We start from the raw sequence: 25,212 nt of genomic DNA, 5'->3' as shown, positions 1-25,212 counted from the left end.
CGATGCCCGACCCTGCGTGAACGAAGCACGTAGAGCCGGGCTTACCCCGCCACGATGTTCACGATCTTGCCCGGCACGATGATGATCTTGCGCACGGTCAGCCCGTCCAGGAACTTCGCCGCATTCGGCTCGGCCAGGCCCAGTGCCTCGATCTGGTCGCGCGCGGCGTCGGCAGCCACCTCGATGGTGCCACGCAGCTTGCCATTGACCTGCACGGCCAGGGTCACCGCATCACGCACCAGCGCGCCGGCATCGGCCTGTGGGAACGGCTGGTCTTCCAGCAGCGTTTCGCCATGGCCCAGCAGCTGCCACAACGCATGGCTGGCATGCGGGGTGATCGGGTTGAGCAGCAGCACGGTGGCCTGCAGCGCTTCCTGGCGGACCGCACGGCCCTGGTCGGAGCCGTCATCGAACCTGGCCAGCGCGTTCATCAGCTCCATCACCGCGGCGATGGCGGTGTTGAAGCTGTGGCGGCGGCCGTAGTCGTCGCCGACCTTGCCGATGGTTTCGTGGGTCTTGCGGCGCAGCGCCTTCTGTTCGGCGGTCAGCGCCGCCAGGTCCAGCGCCGGGGCAATCCCCTCGTCCGCATGCTTCTGCACCTGCGTCCACAGCCGGCGCAGAAAGCGCGCCATGCCGTCCACGCCCGCCTCGTTCCACTCCAGAGACTGTTCCGGCGGTGCGGCGAACATCGAGAACAGGCGCACGGTGTCGGCGCCGTAGCGGCTCACCATGGCCTGCGGGTCCACGCCATTGTTCTTGGACTTGGACATCTTCTCGGTGCCGCCGATTTCCACCGGCTGGCCATCGGCGATCAGCACCGCGCCGGTGACGCGGCCACGCTCGTCGCGCCGCACGTCCACGTCGGCCGGGTTGATCCAGTCCTTGGACCCGTCCGGGTTCTGGCGGAAGTAGGTATCGGCGATGACCATGCCCTGGCACAGCAGGTTCTGCGCCGGCTCGTTGCTGTCCACCATGCGCGCATCGCGCAGCAGCTTGTGGAAGAAACGGAAGTACATCAGGTGCAGGATCGCGTGTTCGATGCCACCGATGTACTGGTCCACCGGCAGCCAGTAGTTGCCGCGCTTGTCCACCGCGTCACGGGCACCCGGGGAGGTGTAGCGGGCGTAATACCAGCTAGATTCCATGAAGGTATCGAAGGTATCGGTCTCGCGCTCGGCAGCGCCACCGCAATCGGGGCAGGTGGTCTTGCGCCATTCCGGATCGGCCTTGATCGGCGAACCGGTGCCGACGAAGTTGACGTCTTCCGGCAGTACCACCGGCAGCTGTTCTTCCGGCACCGGCAACGCGCCGCACTTGGGGCAGTAGATCACCGGAATCGGGCAACCCCAGTAACGCTGGCGGCTCACGCCCCAGTCGCGCAGGCGGTAGTTCACCCGGCGCTGGCCCTGGGCCTTGCGCTCGAAGCGTTCAGCCAGCGCCTCGAAGGCGCCCTGGAAATCCAGGCCATCGAATTCGTCGGAATTGACCAGCTCGGTCTCGCGGGTCTTGTCGCCGTACCAGTCCTGCCAGTTGCGCGGGTCGTAGGCGGTTTCGTCCTTGCGCGGCGACTTCAGCGCGATGACCTGGCGGATCGGCAGGTCGTACTTGTTGGCGAATTCGAAGTCGCGCTGGTCGTGCCCGGGAACGGCCATGACCGCGCCGGTGCCGTAGCCCATCAGCACGAAGTTGGCCACCCACACCGGCACCTGGGCGCCGGTGACCGGGTGCACCGCGCGCAGGCCGGTGTCCATGCCGCGCTTTTCCTGGGTTTCCAGCTCAGCCTCGGACACGCCGCCCTGCTTCATCTCGGCCAGCAGCGCGGCCAGCGCCGGGTTCGACTTCGCCGCATGCAGGGCCAGCGGATGCTCGCCTGCGATCGACACGAAGGTCACGCCCATCACCGTGTCCGGGCGAGTGGTGAACACGCGCACCGAATCCAGCGCGCTGCCGTCGGCATCGCGCACGTCGAACTGGATCTCCAGCCCTTCGGAGCGGCCGATCCAGTTGCGCTGCATGGTCTTGACCGACTCCGGCCACCCCGGCAGTTCATCCAGGCCGTCCAGCAGTTCCTGGGCGTAATCGGTGATGCGCAGGAACCACTGCGGAATCTCGCGCTTCTCCACCAGCGCGCCGGAGCGCCAGCCACGGCCGTCAATGACCTGCTCGTTGGCCAGCACGGTCTGGTCGACCGGGTCCCAGTTCACCACCGCGTTGCGCCGGTAGGCCAGGCCCTTGCGCATCAGCCGGGTGAACATGCGCTGTTCGTGCACGTAGTATTCGGGTGTGCAGGTGGCGAACTCGCGCGACCAGTCGATCGCGTAGCCCATCGACTTGAACTGCCCACGCATGTGTTCGATGTTGGCGTAGGTCCACTTGGCCGGCGCGGTCTTGTTCTTGATCGCCGCGTTCTCCGCCGGCAGGCCGAAGGCATCCCAACCCATCGGCTGCAGCACGTTGTGCCCGGTCATCCGCTTGTAGCGGCTGATCACATCGCCAATGGTGTAGTTGCGCACATGGCCCATGTGCAGCGCGCCCGACGGGTACGGCAGCATCGAAAGGCAGTAGTACTTCGGCTTGTCCGAGGCCTCGCTCACCTCGAAGGCGCGCGTGGCGTCCCAGAACTTCTGGGCGGCGGATTCAACCTGCTGCGGATCGTATACGTTGGGTTCGACGCTGGTCATGGAAAACACAGTTGCGGCGGCAAAGCGGCACAGCGTACCGCAGTGCGGCAAAGGGCTCCAATCATCGACGCTACGGATACGGGACTGGAATGGCATCCCGTTGATAAATCAAGGAATTACCCATTTCCGGATTATCTACAACGGTCATCCCGCGCGCGCACCCGCGTGGATTGCGGCCGAATCCGCCAGTTCAGTCGTGGCGGACCTTGCTGGCCACTGGCAGCGCCGCCGCAAGCCACACCGCCCAGGCAACGAAGGCTACGCGCTGCGCGACCGGCGCCGGAATGACCGCCTGCAGCACGAAGGCACCCACCAGTACGGCCAGTCCCGCAGACACGTGCAGTGCCGCCAGCCGCCCCCAGCCCGGCAGGCGACGCGCCCCGAAGCCCGCCATCAGTGCGCCCGGCACGAACGCCAGCACCCAGACCATCCACGCGCTGGCGTGGAACTGGCTGGCCGGGCTCTGGATGTCGGTGGGATCCAACGGCAGCACGCCCATCGCGGCGAAGGCCAGCCCGGACAGCACCAGCATCTGCCCGCCCACCCGCATCGTCCACGGCGCGGTGACCGGCACCCGCGCCAGCAGGCGCACGGCCACCACCGCCGCCAGCAGCCCGGGCAACACGAAGCCAAGCAGGTCGAAGGCCACCGCATGCGGCACCCCGGTCGCACCCAGCAGCGCCACCGGGTGCCCCAATGGCAGGTAGCCCGGCAGTAGCGCGCCAAAGCCCAGCACCGAGGCCAGGAACAGCACCGCAGCCAGGGCGCCCAGCAGTGGATCGAAACGTTGCAGTGTCTTCATGCGGCCATTCTCCGCCAGCGTGGCGCCATCGCCTATACGGCAACCCCGACCGATTGGGGTTGCTTCTCGATATCGCCGGCACCATACACTGCGTACATCTTTATCGTTGATCTTCCGACCATGAGCGAACTGCCCCACGTCTTTGACGCCACCACCGAAACCTTCGAAGCACAGGTGCTGCAGAAGTCGCTGCAGACCCCGGTACTGGTCGATTTCTGGGCCACCTGGTGCGAGCCCTGCAAGACCCTGGGCCCGATGCTGGAAAAGCTGGCCGGCGAGTACAACGGCGCTTTCGAGCTGGCCAAGGTGGATGTGGACAAGGAGCAGCAGATTGCCGCCGCCTTCCAGATCCGCTCGGTGCCCACCGTGTTCCTGGTCAAGGGCGGCCAGCTGGTGGATGGCTTCCCCGGTGCGATCCCCGAAGGCCAGCTGCGCGAGTTCCTCACCCAGCACGGCATCAGCCCCGCCGAAGCTCCGGAAGCTGCGGCTGATGAGCCCGCACCCCTGGACCCGCAGGCCCGCGTGGACGTGCTGCGCGCCGGCATCGCCGCCGAGCCGGACAAGGAGGAGCTCAAGCTCGACCTGGCCCTGGCCCTGCTGCAGACCGGCGCCACCACCGAAGCCAGCGCATTGATCGATGCCCTGCCGGCCAACCTGTCCACCGACGACCGCGCCGTACGCGCCCGCGCCCGCCTGGATTTCGCCAAGGCCCTGCAGGACGCCCCGGCACCGGAGCAGCTGGACGCGCGCATCGCGGCCGATGGCGGCGACCTGCAGGCCCGCCACCTGCGCGGCGTGCAGCAGCTGCTGGGCGGTGAAGACGAAGCCGCGCTGGAGCAGTTCCTGGCCATGTTGCGGAAAGACGGCAGCTACAGTGACAACCTGCCGCGCAGACTGCTGATCGATGCCTTCAAGGTCATCGACGACGCCGCGCTGGTCGGTCGCTACCGCCGTTCGATGGCCGCGCTGCTGTTCTGAGCGCGTCCGCCGTTCAGAATCCCTGCACCGGCAGCGGTCAATAATGTGATCGCGGTCTAGTTTTCGACCGCGATCCATTCGGGGGATGCGGTCTGGCCATGGGGGCCCTACGGCTCGGCCCCGCCTCCAGGGGCACAGATGACCGTGAGTTCGACCCGCTTCCCGCGCCTGCGCGCCCCTTCGATCCGCCTGCTGACGCTGCTGGCGCTGCTGCTGTCCGCCTGCCCCGTGCTGGCCCAGGACTGGACCTACCGGGTCCGCCCCGGCGACACCCTGTGGGACCTGGGCGGGCGTTACCTCAAGCCGGATGTGCCCTGGGCACGCCTGCAGGCGCACAACCGCGTCGCTGACCCTTACCGGCTGCCCCCCGGCACCCCGCTCCGGTTTCCCATCGCGTGGCTGCGCGTGCAGCCTGCGCCCGCCCGGGTGCTGGCCGTGCGCGGCGGGGTGCACGCCCGGCTGGGGCGACAGTGGTGCATTGCGCCCTGTGGTGGAGGGCGAACGGCTGGGCATCGGCACGCACCTGATCACCGGGGCAGATGCCAGCGTGACCCTCGCCTTCGCCGACGACTCGCGCCTGCAGCTGCGCGAGCACTCGCACCTGCGCCTGGACCAGCTCAGCCGTTACGGCCACACCGGCATGGTCGACACCCGCCTGCGCCTGGAGCAGGGCCGCAGCAGCAACCGGGTCACCCCCGCCAAGGGCCCGGCCTCGCGCTACATCATCGATGCCCCGACCGCGACCAGCAGCGTGCGCGGCACGCAGTTCCGGGTCAGTGCCGGCGGTCAGGGCGGCGTGGCCGCCACCGAGGTACTGGAAGGCCGCGTGCAGGTCGGCAACCAGCGCGGCGAGCGACGGGTTGCCCGCGGCCAAGCCACCCGCAACCGGGCGCTGGACGCCCGTCCCGACATGCCCGAAGCGCTGCTGCCCGCCCCTGTTCTGGCCCGCACTGGACTGCGCCTGGACCCACTACCGGCCCAAATTGCGTGGGAAACAGTAGCGCAGGCCACCCAGTACCGGGTAGAAGTAGTGCGCGCCGATCAGCCGGAGATCCTCGTGTTCGCCAGGGACACCGCCGACACCACCATGACCGTGCCCGACCTTCCCCCCGGCCTGCTGCGGCTGCTGGTGCGTGCGGTCAGTGCCGATGGTGTGGAAGGCCTGGATGCGCAGGCCGATTTCGAAGTGCGCGACCAGCCGGCGCCGCCGCTCACGGTGCGCCCGGTCAATGGCGAAACGATCACCAGCCCGCGCCCGCGCTTCGAGTGGAGCCAGGTGCAAGGCGCCGCCAGCACCGTGCTGCAGGTTGCCACCGAGCCGCAGTTCCTGCAGCCGGTACTGGAGCAGGAAGGACGCGGCACCCGCGTGCGTGCTGCCGAAGACCTGCCCCCCGGCGACTATTTCTGGCGCGTGGCCTCGCGCGACGGCAACGGACACCGCGGCCGCTTCGGCCAGCCCGTGGCGCTGGGCATCAGTGACGCGCCGGTGGACCCCGGCCTGCAGCCGCCGCAGGCAGCCAGGGGCCAACTCACCCTGCGCTGGCAGGCAGGCGAGCCCGGCCAGCGCTACCGCGTGCAGTTGGACAAGCGTGGCGACTTCGCCCAGCCGCTGCTCGACCAGCAGGTGGACCAACCCGAGGTCACGCTCAAGCGGCCATGGCACGGCACCCTGCACGTGCGCGTGCAGACGATCGATGACGACGGCTACGGCGGCCCGTTCTCGCCTGCGCAGCAGGTCGCGCTGCCCTGTCGTACCTGCTATGGCGCCGGTGCCGGCGCGCTGCTGCTGCTCCTGCTGCTGTGAGGCCGCTCACGCTCTCCTGGCCCCGGCGCATCGTGCTCGCGGTGCTGGTGGGCGTGCTGGCGGCGGCCGCCAGCCACGGGCAGTGGTTCTGGAAGCAGGATGAAGCGATCTACGACACCTACGTCGGGTCTTGGGACTACACGCCCGATCCGCGCCTGCTGGTGGTGGCCATCGACGACAGCAGCCTGCAGCAGCTTGGGCAGTGGCCGTGGCCGCGTTCGACCCATGCGCGGCTGCTGGACCGCCTGACCGCAGCCGGCAGCCAGCGCGTGGTGCTGGACCTGCTGCTGTCCGAACCGGATCGCCAGGACAGTGCACAGGATGCCGAACTGGCTGCGGCGATCCGCCGCAATGGGCATGTGGTGCTGCCGGTGCTGGCCGCGCCGTCGAGCGGGCCGCGCATGGCCGAGGAACTGCTGCCGATTCCGTTGATCGCCGCCAATGCGTCAATGCTGGGCCACAGCGACGTTGAAGTGGAGGCCGACGGCGTTACCCGCGGGCTGTACCTCACGGCGGGCATCGGCTCGCCGCATTGGCCTGCGCTGGGCCTGGCGTTGGCCAACACGCGTGGCCCCCTTCCCGGGCTGATCGATACCCGCCCACGGCATGACGCGCCCTACCAATGGCACCGCAACCACTACGTGCGCGTGCGCTTCGCCGGCCCGCCGGATCGCTTCCCGCAGGTGTCGTATGCGGATGTGTTGAACGGCGATGTCGCGCCGGAAGTACTGCACGACCGCTTGGTGCTGGTGGGCATGACCGCCAGCGGCATCGCCCCGCGCCTGCTCACCCCGACCACCCGCGAGCGCTGGATGAGCGGCACCGAATACCAGGCCAACGTGGCGTCGATGCTGCTTTCCGGCAATGTGATCGGCGTACTGGCGCCCTCGTGGCAGGCAGCCTTGAGCGGGCTGCTGGTGGCGCTGTGCGCGCTGGGCCTGACCCTGCCGCGTGCCGTCGCCAGTGCCCTGCTGGCCCTGCCGCTGGCGCTGCTGTCCAGCTTCGTGCTGCTGCGCGCCGGCGACCTGTGGTTCGCGCCCGCTGCAGCGCTGACCTGCATGCTGGCGGTGATCTGCGCGTGGGTACTATGGCGGATCGGCGCGTGGCGCCGGCAGGCCAACAGCGATGGCCTGACAGGGCTGGGCAACCGCGTGCGTTTCGAACAGACCCTGCAACAGGAACATGATGCCGGCCGCCGCAGTGGTCGTCCGCTGACCCTTGTTCTGATCGACGTGGACCACTTCAAACAGCACAACGACCTGCATGGGCATCATGCCGGCGATGCGGTGCTGCGCCGGATCGCCAACGAGATCCGTGCGCATGCGCGGCGCCCTCGCGACATGGCCGCGCGCTTTGGTGGCGACGAGTTCGCGCTGGTGTTGCCCGATACGACGTCGGAAGGCGCGGTCCAGGTCGTCGAAGACCTGATCGCCGCGGTACGCGGCATGCATCTGTCGCCCGGACCGCAGCCGCACGCGCAGATCACCCTCAGCGTGGGGCTGTACACCCACACCCCCGATGCCAGCAGCGAGCCGCGCCACTACTTCGAAGGCGCCGACGCAGCGCTGTACCGCGCCAAGGCCGCAGGTCGCGACGGCTACGCCACCGGCGACATGGAAACCGACAATAGCGCGTAGAGCCACGCCCTGCGTGGCTGCTCTACGTTCCGGCACCGCACAACCACGCAGGGCGTGGCTCTACCGTTCCAGACGCGATCAGCCATTCAAGCATGCACTTCGTCACACTCATTCCGGCACTGCGTTGCCGAAGTGATTTCACGACACGCGCGTTCGTTGAATTCCTATACCGCGCCATCACGCCAGCTGCTCCACTTCGCCTACCCCGCGTGTGCGGGTTGGCAAGGAGCTGGACCATGAAAAAGGTGCTGTGGTTGTTGCTGGCGGCGATGCCGATGCAGGCGGTCGCCAACGACGAAGATCCGATTGCATACAAGTGCTACTACTGCACGCCGGATGAGATGGAGGATGTGGCGCTGGCGCAGGGGGTTGGTAGGCACTATGTGTATGACGCGCAGAAGCTGACGATTGTGGGGTACGACGTTGATCTACGGGACGGCGCGCTCAAGGCGGAGTCTTTCGTGGCGGAGGGCTGGCTGCAGACGCAGTTCCTGGGAATGATGTCTCTTTACGATCCCCGCGATGGGGAGATGCGGCATTTCATCAGTGACGTCGCCCTTTTCGCCCCCAATACTGAGCATGGGAGGAGGTATCGTCACCTTTGGGGCCAAGACCTCACAGCCCTCAACCCGCATCACACACAGGCCAGAGAGTCGGTCCGTCGCTACCTCTCCGAGCACAGCGAACTCTCGTTCCTCGACACGTCCAAGAGTGGGGGAAGACTCCTCAAGTTCCACTACGCGGTGAACGGTGATCGCCCAATCGTAGCTTCTATGAACTTCAGAGGTAACGAAAGCAGCTACTCGTACTACTACTTCGATCATGATGCTCGTCGTTGGAGCTATCTCCACAGTTCTCTTCCCCAGGGCTACTCGCTTAATCCGATTCAGGAAAGGAGGCTGGACTTCGCACCGTCAGAGGGCGACACCATCTTTGACTACCGAGCTGGGGACAGCCCCTGGACCGAAGCGTTCATCGAGCGGGCAACATGGGCGAAAATTCCTGTCCATGGCCAGTTGCCCATTTACCAAACCGTTCGGTTTACATGCGAACGAGCAGCGGATGACATTCAGTGCTACATCAATTGACTGAAGGTCTCAGCTCCTAAAAGCAGCTCGCGCTTCGTCGTCGGTCATGCCTCATCCGGGTAATCACCTTGGTCGGCGGTCGATCGGGATGCGACCGCTACCGGCGGCTCGGCCATTCCGCCATTCCGCCATTTCGGCCACTCGGCTACCCGGCCACTCGGCCATTCGGCCGTTTGGCGGAGTGGCCGATTGGCCGGCCGGGAGGCAGGGCGGGAAAGCGGATTGCGCACCATACGGTTGCGGATGGTAAGCTTTCCGTACCTCCCCTGCCCCTTGCCCGCGCTATGAAAGCCAGCCTGTTCCGCCATGGACTCAATCTGTGGCCGCCGTTTCTGTTTGCCGGCATCCATGTTTCGCAGGTCACGCCCGACTACCGGTTTGTCCGGGTGGAGCTGCGGATGCGGCCGTGGAACAAGAACTATGTGGGGACGCACTTTGGTGGCAGCCTGTTTGCGATGACCGATCCGTTCTGGATGCTCACTGTCATGCAGAACCTGGGTCGCGATTACTACGTGTGGGATCGGGCGGGTGAGATCGAGTTCCTCAAGCCTGGCCGTGGGACGGTAACCGCCGAGTTCCGGCTGGATGAGACGCTGCTGGATCAATTGCGGGCAGCTACCGCCAGTGGTGAGAAGTATCTGCACTGGTTCAGCAATGACATTGTCGATGCGCAGGGTGAAGTCGTGGCGCGGGTGCGCAAGCAGGTGTACATCCGGTTGAAGCCACAGGCGCGCGTTTGACGTGCAGCCGGTCGAGCGGCAATCGTGATCCGGTCCATTTCACTGCGGTCAACACAGCATTTCCAGACAGGACGCATTCTGTGGTGGCTGGCCGCGTAAACCGGGCCCGCGCCCCGCTACAATGCGCCGATGTCAACCGAAGCCCCCCATCTCGTTCCGCGCCCTTCCCTGCAGCGCCTGTTCCTGACCGGCCTGCTCACGCTGCTGCCGATCTGGTTGACCTGGGTGGTGATCAAATTCGTATTCGTGCTGCTGTCGGGCATCAGCAGCCCGGTGGTGGTGCCGCTGTCGGCGCAGATCGCCGCCTCGTTCCCGCATTACCTGGGCTGGGTCAAGGTCGAGTGGATGCAGAACGTGTTTGGGCTGCTCGCTACGCTGCTGGTGATCCTGAGCGTGGGCGTGCTCAGCCGGCGCGTGATCGGCCAGCGCCTGCTGCGCTGGTTCGGTGCGGTGATCAAGCGCATTCCACTGGCCAGCATCATCTATGAAAGCGCCAAGAAACTGCTGGACATGCTGCAGACCGAGCCGGGTACCACCCAGCGCGTGGTGCTGATCGACTTCCCGCACCGCGACATGAAGGCGGTGGGCCTGGTGACGCGGGTGATCCGTGAACAGGGCACCGGCCGCGAGCTGGCGGCCGTGTATGTGCCGACCACCCCCAACCCGACTTCCGGGTATCTGGAAATCGTGCCGGTGGGAGCTGTTGACCCCGACCGACTGGACGGTGGACCAGGCGATGAGCTTCATCATCTCCGGTGGGGCTGTGGCGCCTGAAACCGTGCCGTTTACGCGGGCTGGGGAGCGCTGAATAGGGGTTTTTGGGCATCGGCCCGCGCTGCGTGGAACACGCATGGCGTGTCTCTACGCTGTATGGGCGGGGCGCTGAGGTGGTTGTGTCCGGCTGAATCAGGCAAGCTCCCGGGTCTGTACAGGATTTACGGAAGCATTCGATGCCCCACCCCGCCCGTGCCCTGGCGCTCGTGATTGCCTCACTGCTGGTCTTCACTGCCGCTGCCCCGGCCGAAGCCGCCAAGAAGAAGGCCAACCGGCCCGCCGCCGCACAGACGCGCCAGGCCAAGCCCAAGGCCAAACCCCGCGCCCGCCCCGCCGCCGCGCCCGCGCGGCAACCGCTGGTGCGCCAGCAGACCAAGGCCGCCCAGCTCGAGCGCATCTACGACGAGTACTGGGACGCCTCGATGCGGCTCAACCCGCTGCAGGCCACCTTCCAGGGCGATGCCCGCCACAACGACCAACTGCCGAACATCCTCTCGGCCGCCTACCGCCAGCAGTCGCATGACTTCACCGAACAATGGCTGGGCAAGGTCGAGAAGATCGGCCCGGACGGCCTCACCGGCCAGGACCTGCTGAGCTACCAGATCTTCGTGCGCGATGCGCGCATGTCGCTGGCTGCCGAGAAGTACCCGGGCTGGATGCTGCCGGTGAGCCAGTACTACAACCTCGGCAGCATCATGGCGATCCTGGGTTCCGGCTCGGGCGCGCAGCCGTTCAACACCGTGCAGGACTACGACACCTGGTCCAAGCGCTCGCTGGGCATTCCGCCGCTGTTCGACCAGGCCATCGCCAACATGCGCGAGGGCATGCGTGCCGGCGTGGTGCAGCCGCGCGACCTGATGGAAAAGGTGCTGCCGCAGCTGGATGCGGTGATCAAGCCCACCGCCGAAGAGAGCATCTTCTGGGCGCCGGTGCGCAACATGCCCGACGATTTCCCTGAAGCAGACAAGGCGCGCATCACCGCCGACTACAAGCGCATGATCGAGTTCCGGCTGATGCCGGCCTACCGCGCCCTGCGAGGCTTCATCGCCACCGAATACCTGCCGGCCACCCGGAAAACCGATGGGCTGTCCGCGCTGCCCAATGGCATGGCGTGGTACACCCAGAACATCGTGCAGAGCACCGCCAGCACGCTCACCCCGCAGCAGATCCACGCGCTGGGCGAGCAGCGCGTGGCCAGCCTGCAGGAGCAGATTGCGGCGGTGATGAAGGAAAACCGCATCCGTGGCTCGCAGCAGAAGCTGCTGCGCAGCATGCGCACCGACAAGAACTTCCAGTACGCCACGCCCGATGCGCTGTTGATGCGCTACAAGCACCTTCAGCAGCAGGTGGGCGCGCGCCTGCCTTCGTTGCTGGATACGCTGCCCAAGGCACCGCTGGAAATCCGCCCGGTGGAAGCCGACCGCGCTGCCAGCGCCGCCGCCGTAAGTTACCAGCCGTCGCTGCCCGACGGCATGCGCCCGGCCGTGCTCTACGTGAACACCAATGCCCTGCCCAGCCGCCGCACCTGGTCGGCGCCGGCGCAGTTCCTGCACGAAGGCATTCCCGGCCACCACGTGCAGCTGGGGCTGCAACAGGAACTGGACAAGCTGCCGCGCTTCCGTCGCCTCGGCGGCGATGTTGCATTCGTCGAGGGCTGGGGCATGTATGCCGAATCGCTGGGCGAGGAACTGGGCGTCTATCAGGATCCCTACGCAAAGATTGCCTACCTGCAGGGTGCGTTGACCCGCAGTGCGCGCATGGTGGCCGATACCGGCGTGCACGCGCAGGGATGGAGCAAGAAGCAGGCGGTGGACTATCTGGTCAAGACCGCCGACATGCCGGTGGAAGATGCCACCGCCGAGGTGGAGCGCTTCATGGCCCTGCCCGGCCAGACTTTGGCCAATGGCCTGGGCGAGCTGAAGATGATGGAACTGCGCGACAAGGCCAAGGCGTCGCAGGGTGCGGCGTTCAACCCGCGCCGGTTCCATGCCGAGGTGCTGCGCGATGGCTCGATGCCGCTGGATATCCTGGAAGCGAAGATAGAGCGCTGGCTGGCCGCGCCGGCCACCAGCGAGGCACCGCCGTCGCGTTGAAACGAAGTGCGGGCCGCACTTGCGGCCCGCACTGCAGATCACACGTCGTCGGGCTTGGCGCCGAGCATGTCCTCATCGCCGAAGATCATCAGCCGCATGAACTCGTCGCGGAAGAACTTCGCGGCCATTTCCCGGGTCACCTCCGCCATGTCCGGCGCGATCGGCTTGATGTCGTGACCGGGCTCCGGCGGGTTGATGCCAGGCTCGGGTGGGTTGATGGACGGATCGTCCACCGCGGCCTGCATGCGCTGCATCAGCGTCTGCTTCTGGCCCTCCACCGTAGCGGTGTTGAGGGGCGCCATCGCCCCCAGTTTTTCAAGCATCATCAATCTACTCCAATCGGGGTCAGGGGTAAGGGCAACCGCTTGAGGCGGGCGTCGATCCCGCTCACATAGGCACCGGCGCGCTGGCGCGCGGCCGCTTCCAGTGCATTGGCATCCACGCTGGCTTCCACGGCGGCGGCCATGGCGCCTACCGGGTCCAGTTCAAACAACAAAGGACCGGCTTTGAGCATCGGCAACGCCGACCGGCAAGCCATTACCTGCACAGGCGGAGCGTCGGCCTTCGTCGCCAGCTGCGCCAACACGGTTTCGCCCAGTGCAGGCATCAGCTCGGGCACGTACAGCACCAGACCCGCCTCGGCCGTACCCAGCAACTGCTCGCAGCGACGCACCACCAAGGCCGCGTCCACGCCTTCGGCGGCAAGACTTGCGGAGATCACCTCACGCACCTGGCCGAGTACCGCTTGACGCGTGGCCTGTACGTCGCCCAGCGCGGCCGCGAGCAATGGCACCGCCTCGGCAATGGCGTCGGCGTAGCCCTGGCCGAATCCATCAACGCGCGCCTGTGCGATGGAGGCGTCCACCTGCTCGGGCAATGCCCCCAACACAGCGGAGGCGCGGCGCCGCGCGGCGGATTCGAGCTGGTCGGCCCGTGCGGCCTGGCCCAGCGCACTGGGCGCGATCACTCCGCCCTGCGCATGCGCCAGCACGTGCTCAGGAAAGCTTTTCAACATAGGTCACCGCCGTCCAGAAAAGGTCCAGATCGATACGTTCACGCGGCAGCGGGCGTAGGGTGTCGCCCGCCATCGGCGCAAAAGGAAGGGAGAGCCGCGCGGAGAGCCAGGCGGGCAGCAGCGGTGCCAACGGCTGCAGCTCGACGCCGCCCCAGACCAGCAGCACCCTGGAGAGATCCGCCGGTACGGGCGCCTGCACGCAGCCCCCCGGTTGCCTCGCATGATCGGCCCGCATGAACGCCTGCACCGTGGTCGGCAATGCCGAACAGCCGCGCTGCGACGCCAGCCAGTCACGCAGCCGCGCGGCCGCCATGAGCGTGGCTACCTCCGGCAGCTGGGGCCACAGCCCCATCAACCGCCGCGTCAGCACATCCGCGGGAGCCGCCAGCGTTGCCGGCATGGGCAGGCGACGCTGGCGGATCAGCGTGGTGTTGAGCCAGCGCTGCTGATCCAGGGAGGCGCCGGCATACACCGCCCGCCACGGCCGGTAGTACGCAGCCGGGGCATAAGCGATGTGCATGGCATCATGCGCCACGCCAGCGCCTCCAGCCGGTTGCGCCAGTGCCAGTGCCGGTGCCACGTGCGCTGACCCGCTGCCATGCCGTGCGCAGGCGGTTGCCTACCGCCGGCACCAGACGCACCAGCACCCACCCGCCCAGCAGCAACAGCAGGGCCAGGCCACCGCAGAGCAGCATCCAGGCCAGCGGCAGGCTGCGTTCGTTGCCGGACGTCACGGCGAGCGTCCGCGGCCCCTCGACCTCGGTAAGGATGACCGAGACGTTGTCGTACTCCACGCCATCAAAGGTGTTGCGCAGGAAGCGCTTCACGGTCTGCAACAGCACTTCCGCATCGACACCGGGCTCATGTGCCACTACGGCGGCCACGTGCATGCGCCGGCGTTCGGCACGTCGACCTTCGGTGCCCAGGTTGGCATCGTAGTTCAGGTGCACGCGACTGGACTGCACGCCATCGATCAGCTGCAGTGACTCTTCCAGACGCTGTTCCACCGCCGAAATCAGCCGCGCACGCTCACCGAGCGGCGTACTGACAAGAGAATCGGCCGGGAACGCCGCCGACACCTGGCTGCGCGGCGCCGATGGCAGGTCGTTGCGTTGCATCAGCTCAATGGCTTCGGGCAGATCGCGCGGACCCACCTGAACCTGGTAGCCGCCCTTGCCCAGGTTGAGCTTTTCGGCATCGATGTTGTGGCGGAGCAGCACGGCAATCACTTCATTGGCCTGGCGCTCGTCCAGGTTTTCCAGCAGTGGCTTGCGCGCGCAGCCAACCAGCACCACCAGTGCAAGCAGGGGCAGCACCACGCGCCACCGGCTCAGGCGGCGCACGGCCACCGCAAAAGGCGGCATGTTCATGACTTGAGCAGCGTCTCCACCGTCTTGTTGGCGTGGTTGGCCAAGCCGGCGGCGACGATCATGCGCTTGGTGTAATCGGCCAGGTTGAGCTGCAGCTCGTGCAGCGCAGCCGGGCTCGATGCGGTGGTGGGATTGTTGCTGGCGGCCTGGATCGAGGCCAGATCATTGCCGGCGCTGACGTAGCCGTTGGCCAACGCCTGGCTCATGCGATCCGAGAGCGGTACGGCGGCGCCTTCAGCGCCGCCCACCACGTCGATCTCGGTAGCGATCTGTGTCACTTGCACGGGTGCATCTCCTGCGGAACATCCGCATAGGGTCCTGGTACCGGCAGCACGCTGCCGGCACAGGAGGTCATCAACCTAGGTTGCGGGCGTTCTGCTTCTGCATGTCCGACAGGCTCTTGGCCGAGTTCGACTGCAGGGTGCGGTAGGTGGTGTAGGCCGACAGGGCGGTCTGATAGTCGGCAAGGTGCGCCGGATTGGTCGGGTCACCCTCGTCGCCGCCAGGAATGCCGTCGCCGGCAATCTTCTTGAACGCATCGTCCAGCGCCTTCTTCAGGGACGTTACCCCCGCGTCAAATCGGTCGCTGTGGTCGCCCAACCAGCCCCACTTCGGGCCCTGGACATCGCCATCGAAATCGTCGCCCGGAACGGGCTTGGTACCAACGGTTGGTGTAGTCATTACAGTTACTCCGGAAGAAAGGTCAACGGCTACCTGCCGTAGAAAAATCCCAGCGACCTTCGCCCACCGAGAGCAGCTGGTCCTGGGAATACTGGTAGGAACGCCCCTTGAGCAGGTCGTCCCACAAACGGATGCTGATGCGCACGCGGCGCTCGCCCCACTGCTGCACGAAGTCGTCGCGGTACTGCGCCATGGCGTGCAGCGATGCGTCATCGAGGAACACGTCGTTGGAAATACTGGCCCGGCCGGCATGGCTGCCGGCGCGGGTGGTAATGCCACGCGCGCGCAGCTCGTCACGCGCGATGGCCACCAGCTGGCCATCGCCTACCAGGCGCACATCGATGCTGGCCGCGTACGGCATCTGCGGTATGAGCAGGGCCTGCACCTGGCGCTGGCGCTCGGCATCGTTCAAGCCAAGTGCGGTGATCACCACTTCCGGGCGATGCGGGGTGCGCAGGCGGATTACCGCGTAAGGCACGCTGGCACTGTCGAGCACGGCACCGATGCGCGCGGCCTCCACGTGGCGCTCGCGGTACTGGTCCTGCAGCCGCCCTGCCCGCTGGCTGGCACGCTGGCCCCAGGCCACGGCCTCGGCACTGTCGCTGAAGGCATACAGGCGCCCGTCGGCGTCATGCACCACGGTGTAGGTGTAGGGGGATTGCCGGGCATGCCGTCGAGCGAGAAGCGCGCCACCACTTCACCGATACGCTCGGAACCCTTGGTGATCACGATGAACTGGACCAGGGTGATGATGGCGAAGATCACCGCACCCACCACCAGGTTGTCGCCCACCACGAAGTCGCCGAAGGCACTGATGATGTGGCCGGCATCGGCGTCGAGCAGGATCAGCCGGCTGGTGCTGACCGACAGTGCCAGCCGCATCAGCGTGGTGAACAGCAGTACCGAGGGGAACGTGGAGAAGTTGAGGATGCGCTCGACGTAGAACGAACTCAGGAAAATCACGATGGCCACGGCCATGTTCAGGCCGATCAGCAGGTCGACCAGGATCGTCGGCAGCGGGATGATCAGCATGGCCACGATCACGGCCATCAGCACCACCAGCGCCAGCTCCGGGCGCAGGATGCCGCGCGCACGCTGGCCCCAGCCGCCTGCGGGGTTGTGGGTCACCGTGTTCATACGGCCACCCCACCTGCGTGGCCGGCGCTCCAGCGTTCGCGTTTCATGCTTTCCACCACCACCCTCTCCAGGGACTGCGCCGCGCGTTCACGCGCGAGGTCATCGCTCCATACCGCATCAGGCAGACCGCCCAGCGCGCGCCGCAGCGCCTGCACCAGGCGCGCACGTTCGGGCGCCGACAGCGCCACTCGCGCATCAGCCAGGGGGCCGGCAAACAGCCCGGCCCAGTCCTGCAGGCCGCGCACCACATCCAGCAACCCGCCGACCACCGCTTCGGCGGTGGTGGACAACCGATCAGCGATTTCACGTCGGTGCAGAAGTGCGACAGCGACGCGTAGCCGTGATCGGCGGCGAGGTAGGTGAACGAGCGCGCGCGGCCGGGATAGGCCAGCAGCGCGCGCGCGGCGCGCTGGATGCGCAGCTCGCGCTTGAGCGGGCGGCCCAGTACCTGCCGGCAGCGCCGGTGGAACTGCGCCGAAGACAGGCCATAGCGCTGGGCCAGGGCGGCCACGGAGTTTTCGCCGCCTTCGTCCAGCAGGAAACGCATCAGGCCGTAGCTTTCGCTGCGCGCCAGGTGGCGCAGCAGCTGGGCGGCCTGGCCGTCGTCGGGCTGGCCGGCACCGCGGGCGAGCTGGTCAATCAGCCAGGCAGCCGCCACATCGGGGTCTTCCAGCGCGGCCTGCGCCACCCAGCACACTGGCTGCGGCTCACCGGCCGGGCGCAGCACGTTGCTGGCATGGTCGAAGTGGGCCAGCGCCCGTGCCATGCCACTGCCGGCCAGCGCGACGGCGTTCAGCACGCTGTTGCGCGGCAGCGGCACGCCGGCCAACAGCAGGCGGTCACCGGGCGCAAGCTGAACGACCTGCCCAGCGACGGTGAGGTCGATGGGGTCCTGCCCTGCATTGACGATGACGTGCATCCGACCACTCCCGTTCAGGCATTTGCCGAGGCGGGACGCGGTCTGCGGCCCCTCTCGATGAGGGCTGCATGTTGGAGACGGCCGGGGGGCAAGGCTCTACAAGAAGTTAGAAAGCCGGCGCGAGTTGCGGTATTTGTAACGACCCCACCCAGACGGTTGCGCGGATGCGCCACCAGGAATCGATCCCATGACACCGCTGCTCGGCATCCACCATGTCGCTCTGATCTGTGCCGATTACGACCGTTCGCGCGACTTCTACGTCCGCGTGCTCGGCCTGACGGTCAAGGCCGAACACCACCGCGCCGCGCGTGATTCGTGGAAGCTGGACCTGGCCCTGCCTGACGGTGGCCAGCTCGAGCTGTTCTCCTTCCCGTCGCCGCCGCCGCGGCCCAGTCGCCCGGAGGCGCAGGGCCTGCGCCACCTGGCTTTCAGGGTGGCGGCACTGGAACCGATGATCGAGCGGCTGGCCGCCGCCGGCGTGGCGTGCGAGCCGATCCGGGTCGACGAATACACCGGCCAGCGCTTCACCTTCTTCGCCGACCCCGACGGGCTGCCGCTGGAGCTGTACGAAACCACCTGAATGCGTTGTGGCTGACCGCCGGGATGCGTTCCGTACCAGAGCGAATGGGTATACAGTCCAGCTGTCCCGGCCCCGCGCCGGCATTCACGTACATCCCTGGGAGGGGAACATGCGCAAGACCTTCAAGACCCTGCTGCTGGCATTGCCGCTGGTGATGGCCGCGATGTCGGCATCGGCGGCCGACGGCGCGGTAGGCCGCTGGAAGACCATCGATGACAAGACCGGCAAGGTGAAGTCCATCGTGGAGATCACCCAGGCCACCAATGGAACGTTGAGCGGGAAGGTGGTGGAAGTGCTGCACTCGGACAAGGGCCCGAACCCGGTCTGTGACGATTGCAGCGGCGCCAACAAGGGCAAGCCGGTAAAGGGCATGACCATCCTGTGGAACCTGACGCAGGACAAGGGCACCACCACCAAGTGGTCCGGCGGTACGGTTCTGGATCCGGCCAACGGCAAGACCTACAAGTCCAAGCTGGAGCTGCAGCCGGGTGGCAAGAAGCTGGACATGTCCGGCTGCGTGGCGTTCATCTGCCGCGCCCAGACCTGGGTACGCGAATAAATCCCGCCGCGTAAAGCGCTGGCAGATCAACGACATGGGGCTGGCGCGGGATGACCGCGCCGGCCCTTCGTCTTTCCGGGGAGCATGCGATAATCCCGCGTTCCCCCCGCACCCGCGCAGATCATGACCCGCACCGCTCTTGTCACCACCGCACTGCCCTACGCCAACGGCCCGCTGCACCTGGGCCATCTGGTTGGCTACATCCAGGCTGATATCTGGGTGCGCGCGCGGCGAATGAGCGGCGGCAAGACCTGGTTCGTATGCGCCGACGACACCCACGGCACCCCGATCATGCTGGCGGCCGAAAAGGCCGGGGTGACCCCGGAAGCGTTCATCGCCAACATCCAGGCCAGCCACGAGCGTGACTTTGCCGCGTTCGGGGTCGCGTTCGATCACTACGACTCGACCAACTCGGCCGGCAACAAGGCCCTGACCGAGGCGTTCTACCTCAAGCTCGAGGCGGAGGGCCACATCACGCGCCGTTCCGTGGCCCAGTTCTACGACCCGGCCAAGGGCATGTTCCTGCCCGACCGCTACATCAAGGGCATCTGCCCCAACTGCGGCACGCCTGACCAGTACGGCGACAACTGCGAAGTATGCGGCGCCACCTACGCCCCTACCGACCTGAAGGACCCGCGCTCGGTCATTTCCGGCGCCACGCCGGAAATCCGCGATTCGGAGCACTTCTTCTTCGAGGTCGGTCGGTTCGAGAGCTTCCTGCGCGAATGGCTGGCAGGCGATGTTGCCCTGCCGGGTGTGAAGGCCAAGCTGGGTGAGTGGCTCAATGCCGAAGGCGGCCTGCGCGCCTGGGACATTTCCCGCGATGCGCCCTATTTCGGCTTCCAGATCCCGGGCCACCCGGGCAAGTACTTCTACGTGTGGCTGGATGCGCCGATCGGCTACCTGTCCAGCTTCCAGGCCCTGTGCGCGAAGAACGGCGAGGATTTCGACGCGCACCTGCGCGCCGGCACCAGTACCGAACTGCACCACTTCATCGGCAAGGACATCGTGAATTTCCACGGCCTGTTCTGGCCGGCGGTGCTGCACGGCACCGGCCACCGCGCGCCGACCCGCCTGCACGTCAACGGCTACCTCACCGTGGATGGCGCGAAGATGTCCAAGTCGCGCGGTACGTTCGTCATGGCCCGCACCTTCCTGGATGCCGGGCTGGAGCCGGAAGCACTGCGTTATTACTTCGCGGCCAAGTCGTCGGGTGGCGTGGACGATCTCGACCTGAACCTGGGCGACTTCATCGCGCGGGTCAACGCCGATCTGGTCGGCAAGTTCGTCAACCTGGCCAGCCGCTGCGCCGGCTTCATCAGCAAGCGCTTCGACGGCCGCCTGGCCGACGCGCTGCCCGATGCCGCGCAGTACGACCGCTTCGTGGCCGCGCTGGCGCCGGTGCGCGAGGCGTACGAGCGCAATGATCCGGCTGCCGCGCTGCGCCTGACCATGGCACTGGCCGACGAGGCCAACCGCTACATCGATGAACAGAAGCCGTGGGTGATCGCCAAGCAGGAGGGCGCCGACGCGCAACTGCAGTCGGTGTGCACCCAGGGCCTGAACCTGTTCCGCGTGCTGGTCACCGCGCTCAAGCCGGTGCTGCCGGCCACTGCCGCGCAGGCCGAAACATTCCTGGCCGCCCCGGTGCTGCGCTGGACCGACATCGCCTCGCCGCTGCTGGCCCACACCATCGCCGTGTACAGCCCGCTGTTCACCCGTATCGACCCGAAAATGATTGACGCCATGACCGACGCTTCCAAAGACACCCTCGCCGCCCCCGCACCTGCGGCCCCGGCCAAGCCCGCCAAGCCGGCGGCGCCTGCGGCCGCGCCTGCCGCCGCTCCCGCTGCGGCGGCGGAAGGCCCGGCGTATATCGGTATCGACGATTTCGCCAAGCTGGACCTGCGCATCGGCAAGGTGCTGGCCTGCGAGTTCGTCGAAGGCTCGGACAAGCTGCTGCGCTTCGAACTGGATGCCGGCGAGCTGGGCAAGCGCCAGATCTTCTCCGGTATCCGTGCCAGCTATGGCGAACCCGAAGCGCTGGTCGGCCGCAGCGTGGTGTTCATCGCCAACCTGGCCCCGCGCAAGATGCGCTTCGGCGTGAGCGAAGGCATGATCCTGTCGGCCGGCTTCGACGGTGGCGCGCTGGCGCTGCTCGATGCCGACAGCACCGCGCTGCCGGGCATGCCGGTTCGCTGATGCCTGCCGGGAGGGCGTAGATGGAATTGGCCCTTGTCGACTTCGATCACACCGTCACCGACTGCGATACGTACGCGCGTTTCCTGCGCCGGGTGGCCACGCCCGAGCAGCTGGCCCAGGCGTGGTGGAAGGTGGGTCCGTGGCTGTTGGCCTATCGGTTGAAGTTGATTTCCGCCGAGCGCATCCGTGCGCGCGTAACCCGGTTGACCCTGCGCGACCGCCACGCCGACGATATCGCCACCCTGGCGGCCGGGTTCTCCCGCGAGGTGCTGCCCGAGGTGGTGCGCCCGCAGATGCTGGAGCAGATCCGCTGGCACCTGCAGCAGCGGCATACGGTGGTGATCGTGTCCGGTTCGCTGGACCTGTACCTGCGCCCGTGGTGCGAGGCGCTGGGGCTGGACCTGATCTGCAACCGGCTGGAAAGCCAGGACGGCCGCTTGACCGGGCGCTATGCCGAGGGCGACTGCGCGCCGCAAAAGGCCGACCGCATCCGTGCGCGCTATGACCTGTCGCGCTACGCGCGCATCCATGCGTACGGCGACAGCCGCGAAGACCGGCCGATGCTCGCATTGGCGCAGGAACGCTGGTACCGCGGAAAACCCCTGAAATGAAGCTCCCGCGCAGCCGACGCCACGCATGACATCGTCTTCCCTGCCCCTGGTCGAACGCCTTGACCGCCTGTTGCCGCAGACCCAATGCGGGCAGTGCGGCTACGACGGCTGCCGCCCCTACGCCGAAGCGATGGCGCGCGGTGAGGCGAGCGTGGACCATTGCCCGCCTGGGGGTGACGAAGGCGCGCGCGCGCTGGCACACGTGCTGGAAGTGCCGGCGCTGCCGTTCGACCACAGCCGGGGCGAGCACAAGCCCGCGCAGGTCGCGCGGGTGATCGAGGCCGACTGCATCGGCTGCACCAAGTGCATCCAGGCGTGCCCGGTGGATGCGATCGTGGGCGGCGCCAAGTACATGCACGCCGTCATCGCCGATCTGTGTACCGGTTGCGAATTGTGCATTCCACCGTGTCCGGTGGACTGCATTGAACTGGTGCTTACGGCAACGCGGCCGTAATCACGATCTCCACTTTCCAGCTCGGGTCGGCCAGCTTGGCTTCCACCGTCGCACGCGCCGGGGTCATGCCCGCCACTACCCATTCGTCCCACGCCGCGTTCATGCCGGCAAAATCGCCGATGTCGGCCAGGTAGACCTCCGCGCGCAGCACGTGCTGCTTGTCGCTGGCCACCAGCGCCAGCAGCTTGTCGATCTCGGCCAGCACCTGGCGGGTCTGGCCAGTGATGTCCTGGCTGGTGTCTTCGGGGATCTGCCCGGACAGATAGGCAACCTTGTTGTGCACGGTCATCTCGGACATGCGCGGACCGACGTCGAAACGTTCCAACATGGCGATGGCTCCTCTGTGATGGTGCAGGCATTGTCGCCGAAGCGGGGTCACGCTGTCGTTGCGGCCGATCCAAGCGGCCACAGCGCGCACAGCCACCCGGCTTGGCAAGTCCCCGGCGGAAGCGCACGATGCGCCGGCGAGGCACGCTGGCGTGCTTTGACCTCTTCATCGCCTGCCCCGGAGCACGCTGTACCGATGACCGATCCTGCACCTGCCCCCTCGTCCCGCGTCGGCTGGCGCCGCGCGGCGACCGTCGTCTTCAGCCTGGGCATCCTGGCGCTGGCCCTGCGTGGCCTGGCCAACGAATTCGACGACCACGGCTATCGCGCCATCCGTGAGGCCTTCCACCAGCTGGGCGCGGGCCAGATCGCACTGACGGTCATCCTGGGCCTGGCCAGCTACGCCTGCCTGATCGGGTTCGATGCGATCGGCCTGCGTCGCAGCGGCAAGCGCCTGCATCCAGCGCGGGTGGGCATTACCGCCTTCCTTGCCCACACCCTGGGGCAGACGCTGGGTTTTGCGGCGCTCACCGGCGGTGCGGTGCGCCTGCGCGGCTATGGCGGCGCCGGGCTGAGCCTGGCCGAGATCGGCCAGGTAGTACTGATGAGCACGCTGGGCTTCGTGTTCGGCGCCTGGCTGCTGTTGGCGCTGGCCTTCCTGCTGGAACCGGGCGCCGCCGCACTCGCACTGCCCGTGTCGGCGCAGGCCGTACGCGTGCTCGGCGCGGCAGGCCTGCTCGCCTACGTGGGCACGGTGCTGCTGGTCGGGCGCGAGGGCCGCAGCTTCCAGATCCGCGGCCACGCGCTGTGGCTGCCCGATCGCCGCACGATGCTGGGCGTGACCGCGCTCAGCGTGGTGGAGCTGGTGCTGGCCAGCGCGGCGTTCTACGTGCTGCTGCCGATGGATACCCCGACCGGGCTGCCCGGGTTTGTCGGCCTGTATCTGGTGGCCGTGCTGGCCGGACTGATTTCCAGCGTGCCGGCCGGGTTGGGCGTGTTCGAGTGGAGCCTGCTCAAACTGCTGCCGCAGGTGGCGCCTGCGGCGGTGCTTGCAGCGGCCCTGATCTACCGGGTCACCTACTACGTGCTGCCGTTGCTGCTGACCACCGTGCTGGCCGTGGCGCCGGCGCTTCGCCGCCCACTGCGCGTGGGTGCCGGCGCCACCCGCGCGGGCTGGACCGCGCTTCGGCCCTGGCTGCCGCAGATCATCGCGCTGGCGGTGTTCAGCGTGGGCGCAGCGCTGGTGATCGACGGCACCCTGCCCACCCCGCGCCGGCACCTGCTGCACGCTTCGCTGCCGATCCTGGAAACCTCGCACCTGCTCGGCAGCCTGGCCGGCGTGGTGCTGCTGCTGATCGGCCAGGGCCTGCAGCGGCGCAGCCATGCGGCCTGGATGCTGGCATTGGCGATCTGCGTGATCGCGCCGCTGCCGATCTGGCTGCGCGGCGGGCAGGTGCTGATCGCGCTGGCCTCGGTGCTAGTGGCGATGGCGCTGTGGGCGTCGCGTCGCGAGTTCTACCGGCAGGGCGCGCTGCTCGACGAAGCGTGGTCGTGGCCGTGGATCCGCAACCTGGGTCTGGTGCTGGTGGCGGTGATCTGGCTGCTGTTCTTCGTCTACAGCCATGTCGAATACCAGAACGAGCTGTGGTGGCAATTCGCCGCGCAGGGCAACGCACCGCGTGCGTTGCGCGCACTGCTGGTGGTGGCAATCGCGTTGGCCATCTTCGGCCTGGCGCGGCTGCTGCACAGCACCCGCACGCCCCTGCCGGCGGCCGACCCGGCCACGCTCGACGCGCTGGCGCCGATCCTGCAGGCGGCGCAGGACACCCAGGCCTGCCTGGTGCTCACCGCCGACAAGGCCGTACTGCGCGACGATGCCGGGCGCGGCTTCGTGATGATGCAGCGCTACGGCGGTTCGCTGATCGCGATGGGCGATCCGGTCGGGCCCCCGGACGTCGCACGCGCCTTGATCTGGCGCTTCCGCGAGGAGGCGGATCGCCTCGGCCTGCGCCCGGTGTTCTACCAGGTGGGCGAAGCGTACTGGCAGACCTACCTCGACCTGGGGCTGACCCTGGTGAAACTGGGCGAGGAAGCGATGGTGCCGCTGCAGGACTTCGGGCTGGAGGGACGCGAACGCGCCGACCTGCGCCAGGCCTGGAACCGGGGCAAGCGCAGCGGCCTCAGCTTCCGCGTTGCACCGCCCGACGAGGTTGCCGCGTTGATTCCCGCACTGGCCGAGGTATCGCAGCAGTGGCTGGACGACAAGGCCGGCGATGAGAAAGGGTTTTCGCTGGGCAGTTTCGATCTGGACTACCTGGTGCGCTTCCCGGTGGCCGTGGTCGAGGCCGAGGGCCGCATCGTCGCCTTCGCCAACCTGTGGCAGGCACCGGCCGGGCACGAGCTGTCGGTGGACCTGATGCGGCACGTCGACGATGCACCGAAAGGCACGATGGATTTCCTGTTCATCGAGCTGTTCCTGTGGGGGCGCGCGCAGGGCTTCCACCGTTTCTCGCTGGGCATGGCGCCGCTGTCGGGCCTGGCCCAGCACCGCCTGGCCGGCCGCTGGAACCGCTTTGCCAACGTGGTCGCACGGCACGGCGAGCGCTTCTACGGCTTCAGCGGGCTGCGCCGCTTCAAATCCAAGTTCGCGCCGCAGTGGCGCGCACGTTATCTGGCGGCGCCGGGCGGCATGCACCTGCCAGCGGCGCTGCTGGATGCGACACGGTTGATCTCACTGGCGCCGCGGAAGACGTAACGCGG

General features: G+C 67.3%; 23 protein-coding genes and 3 pseudogenes. 14 read left to right on the top strand and 12 right to left on the bottom strand.

Translation table 11 applies throughout. The features are described from left to right. Positions 1-41 precede the first annotated feature (41 nt). Together leuS and QE395_RS05560 are read right to left on the bottom strand one after the other, a co-directional pair. The gene (gene leuS, locus QE395_RS05565) at positions 42-2,681 is read right to left on the bottom strand and encodes a leucine--tRNA ligase (protein WP_306987867.1); all 2,640 of its coding nucleotides are present in this window, start codon (positions 2,679-2,681) and stop codon (positions 42-44) included. A gap of 190 nt (positions 2,682-2,871) precedes the next feature. Continuing rightward, complete coding sequence (locus QE395_RS05560; RefSeq protein WP_210130789.1) at positions 2,872-3,483, bottom strand: DUF998 domain-containing protein; 612 nt, start codon at positions 3,481-3,483, stop codon at positions 2,872-2,874. A gap of 120 nt (positions 3,484-3,603) precedes the next feature. Here QE395_RS05560 and trxA point away from each other — a divergent pair, with 120 nt between their 5' ends. The 8 genes and pseudogenes from trxA to QE395_RS05520 all read left to right on the top strand — a co-directional run bounded on the left by trxA (position 3,604) and on the right by QE395_RS05520 (position 12,597). Next, a complete protein-coding gene (gene trxA / locus QE395_RS05555; protein WP_093533424.1) occupies positions 3,604-4,461 on the top strand; it encodes a thioredoxin in 858 nt (285 codons plus the stop codon). Between the two features lie 138 nt (positions 4,462-4,599). Further along, positions 4,600-4,791 (top strand): annotated as a pseudogene (locus QE395_RS05550) (LysM domain-containing protein); the annotation flags it as partial. Between the two features lie 157 nt (positions 4,792-4,948). Further along, the gene (locus QE395_RS05545; protein WP_306990431.1) at positions 4,949-6,265 is read left to right on the top strand and encodes a FecR domain-containing protein; all 1,317 of its coding nucleotides are present in this window, start codon (positions 4,949-4,951) and stop codon (positions 6,263-6,265) included. Beyond that, positions 6,262-7,902, top strand: a complete 1,641-nt coding sequence (locus QE395_RS05540; RefSeq protein ID WP_306987865.1) for a CHASE2 domain-containing protein — start codon at positions 6,262-6,264, stop codon at positions 7,900-7,902. Before QE395_RS05545 ends, QE395_RS05540 begins: the two co-directional genes overlap by 4 nt. Positions 7,903-8,138: 236 nt before the next feature. Then, a complete protein-coding gene (locus QE395_RS05535) occupies positions 8,139-8,990 on the top strand; it encodes a hypothetical protein (RefSeq protein WP_306987862.1) in 852 nt (283 codons plus the stop codon). A gap of 284 nt (positions 8,991-9,274) precedes the next feature. Further along, the gene (locus QE395_RS05530) at positions 9,275-9,730 is read left to right on the top strand and encodes a DUF4442 domain-containing protein (RefSeq protein ID WP_093533427.1); all 456 of its coding nucleotides are present in this window, start codon (positions 9,275-9,277) and stop codon (positions 9,728-9,730) included. A 129-nt stretch (positions 9,731-9,859) separates the two neighbouring features. Further along, a pseudogene (locus QE395_RS05525) lies at positions 9,860-10,538 on the top strand (DUF502 domain-containing protein). A gap of 142 nt (positions 10,539-10,680) precedes the next feature. Then, positions 10,681-12,597: a DUF885 family protein gene (locus tag QE395_RS05520; RefSeq protein WP_306987860.1), complete on the top strand. Its 1,917-nt coding sequence runs from the start codon at positions 10,681-10,683 to the stop codon at positions 12,595-12,597. Positions 12,598-12,635: 38 nt separating this feature from the next. Here the strand turns inward: QE395_RS05520 and QE395_RS05515 are convergent, their stop codons facing one another. From QE395_RS05515 to QE395_RS05475, 9 genes and pseudogenes are all read right to left on the bottom strand, one after another. Continuing rightward, the gene (locus tag QE395_RS05515; RefSeq protein WP_068853559.1) at positions 12,636-12,923 is read right to left on the bottom strand and encodes a hypothetical protein; all 288 of its coding nucleotides are present in this window, start codon (positions 12,921-12,923) and stop codon (positions 12,636-12,638) included. Continuing rightward, complete coding sequence (locus QE395_RS05510; RefSeq protein WP_306987857.1) at positions 12,923-13,609, bottom strand: hypothetical protein; 687 nt, start codon at positions 13,607-13,609, stop codon at positions 12,923-12,925. Before QE395_RS05510 ends, QE395_RS05515 begins: the two co-directional genes overlap by 1 nt. Continuing rightward, positions 13,593-14,132 (bottom strand): hypothetical protein, encoded by a 540-nt coding sequence (locus tag QE395_RS05505; protein WP_093533432.1) that lies wholly within the window; start codon positions 14,130-14,132, stop codon positions 13,593-13,595. The genes QE395_RS05510 and QE395_RS05505 overlap by 17 nt, the downstream gene beginning before the upstream one ends. Positions 14,133-14,136: 4 nt before the next feature. Next, on the bottom strand, positions 14,137-14,982 hold the full coding sequence (sctJ, locus tag QE395_RS05500) for a type III secretion inner membrane ring lipoprotein SctJ (protein WP_093533433.1): 846 nt from the start codon (positions 14,980-14,982) through the stop codon (positions 14,137-14,139). Then, positions 14,979-15,266 carry a type III secretion system inner rod subunit SctI gene (sctI, locus tag QE395_RS05495; RefSeq protein ID WP_068853563.1) on the bottom strand — a complete coding sequence of 96 codons (288 nt, stop codon included), beginning with the start codon at positions 15,264-15,266 and terminating at the stop codon, positions 14,979-14,981. Before sctI ends, sctJ begins: the two co-directional genes overlap by 4 nt. Positions 15,267-15,336: 70 nt before the next feature. Continuing rightward, positions 15,337-15,663 (bottom strand): EscF/YscF/HrpA family type III secretion system needle major subunit, encoded by a 327-nt coding sequence (locus QE395_RS05490; protein ID WP_083214191.1) that lies wholly within the window; start codon positions 15,661-15,663, stop codon positions 15,337-15,339. Positions 15,664-15,685: 22 nt separating this feature from the next. After that, positions 15,686-16,300, bottom strand: a complete 615-nt coding sequence (locus tag QE395_RS05485; protein ID WP_306987850.1) for a PrgH/EprH family type III secretion apparatus protein — start codon at positions 16,298-16,300, stop codon at positions 15,686-15,688. Between the two features lie 35 nt (positions 16,301-16,335). After that, positions 16,336-16,695, bottom strand: a pseudogene (locus tag QE395_RS05480) (FHIPEP family type III secretion protein); the annotation flags it as partial. 148 nt (positions 16,696-16,843) lie between these two features. Then, complete coding sequence (locus tag QE395_RS05475; RefSeq protein WP_306987848.1) at positions 16,844-17,719, bottom strand: helix-turn-helix domain-containing protein; 876 nt, start codon at positions 17,717-17,719, stop codon at positions 16,844-16,846. A 187-nt stretch (positions 17,720-17,906) separates the two neighbouring features. On the opposite strand from QE395_RS05475, the gene QE395_RS05470 reads away from it, so the two are divergent. The 5 genes from QE395_RS05470 (at position 17,907) to rnfB (ending at position 22,125) form a co-directional block, all read left to right on the top strand. Next, positions 17,907-18,299 (top strand): VOC family protein, encoded by a 393-nt coding sequence (locus QE395_RS05470; RefSeq protein WP_306987847.1) that lies wholly within the window; start codon positions 17,907-17,909, stop codon positions 18,297-18,299. A gap of 109 nt (positions 18,300-18,408) precedes the next feature. Beyond that, positions 18,409-18,858 (top strand): DUF2147 domain-containing protein, encoded by a 450-nt coding sequence (locus QE395_RS05465; protein WP_068853578.1) that lies wholly within the window; start codon positions 18,409-18,411, stop codon positions 18,856-18,858. A gap of 123 nt (positions 18,859-18,981) precedes the next feature. After that, on the top strand, positions 18,982-21,060 hold the full coding sequence (gene metG, locus QE395_RS05460) for a methionine--tRNA ligase (protein ID WP_068853579.1): 2,079 nt from the start codon (positions 18,982-18,984) through the stop codon (positions 21,058-21,060). A 20-nt stretch (positions 21,061-21,080) separates the two neighbouring features. Next, a complete protein-coding gene (locus QE395_RS05455) occupies positions 21,081-21,671 on the top strand; it encodes an HAD family hydrolase (protein ID WP_306987843.1) in 591 nt (196 codons plus the stop codon). 25 nt (positions 21,672-21,696) lie between these two features. Then, positions 21,697-22,125 (top strand): Rnf electron transport complex subunit RnfB, encoded by a 429-nt coding sequence (rnfB, locus tag QE395_RS05450; RefSeq protein WP_306987841.1) that lies wholly within the window; start codon positions 21,697-21,699, stop codon positions 22,123-22,125. Here rnfB and QE395_RS05445 read toward each other — a convergent pair. Next, positions 22,106-22,453, bottom strand: coding sequence for a RidA family protein (locus QE395_RS05445; protein ID WP_068853582.1), 348 nt, complete (start codon positions 22,451-22,453; stop codon positions 22,106-22,108). The two genes, rnfB and QE395_RS05445, sit on opposite strands and share 20 nt — an antisense overlap. Before the next feature lie 195 nt (positions 22,454-22,648). Between QE395_RS05445 and mprF the strand changes: the two genes are divergently transcribed. Continuing rightward, on the top strand, positions 22,649-25,207 hold the full coding sequence (mprF, locus tag QE395_RS05440; RefSeq protein ID WP_306987839.1) for a bifunctional lysylphosphatidylglycerol flippase/synthetase MprF: 2,559 nt from the start codon (positions 22,649-22,651) through the stop codon (positions 25,205-25,207). Positions 25,208-25,212 lie beyond the last annotated feature (5 nt).

Source organism: Stenotrophomonas sp. SORGH_AS_0282 (genome assembly GCF_030818125.1).
Taxonomy (GTDB): domain Bacteria; phylum Pseudomonadota; class Gammaproteobacteria; order Xanthomonadales; family Xanthomonadaceae; genus Stenotrophomonas; species Stenotrophomonas rhizophila_A.
The sequence above is the reverse complement of the archived record's forward strand: the minus strand, read 5'-3'. Positions and strand labels throughout refer to the sequence as shown.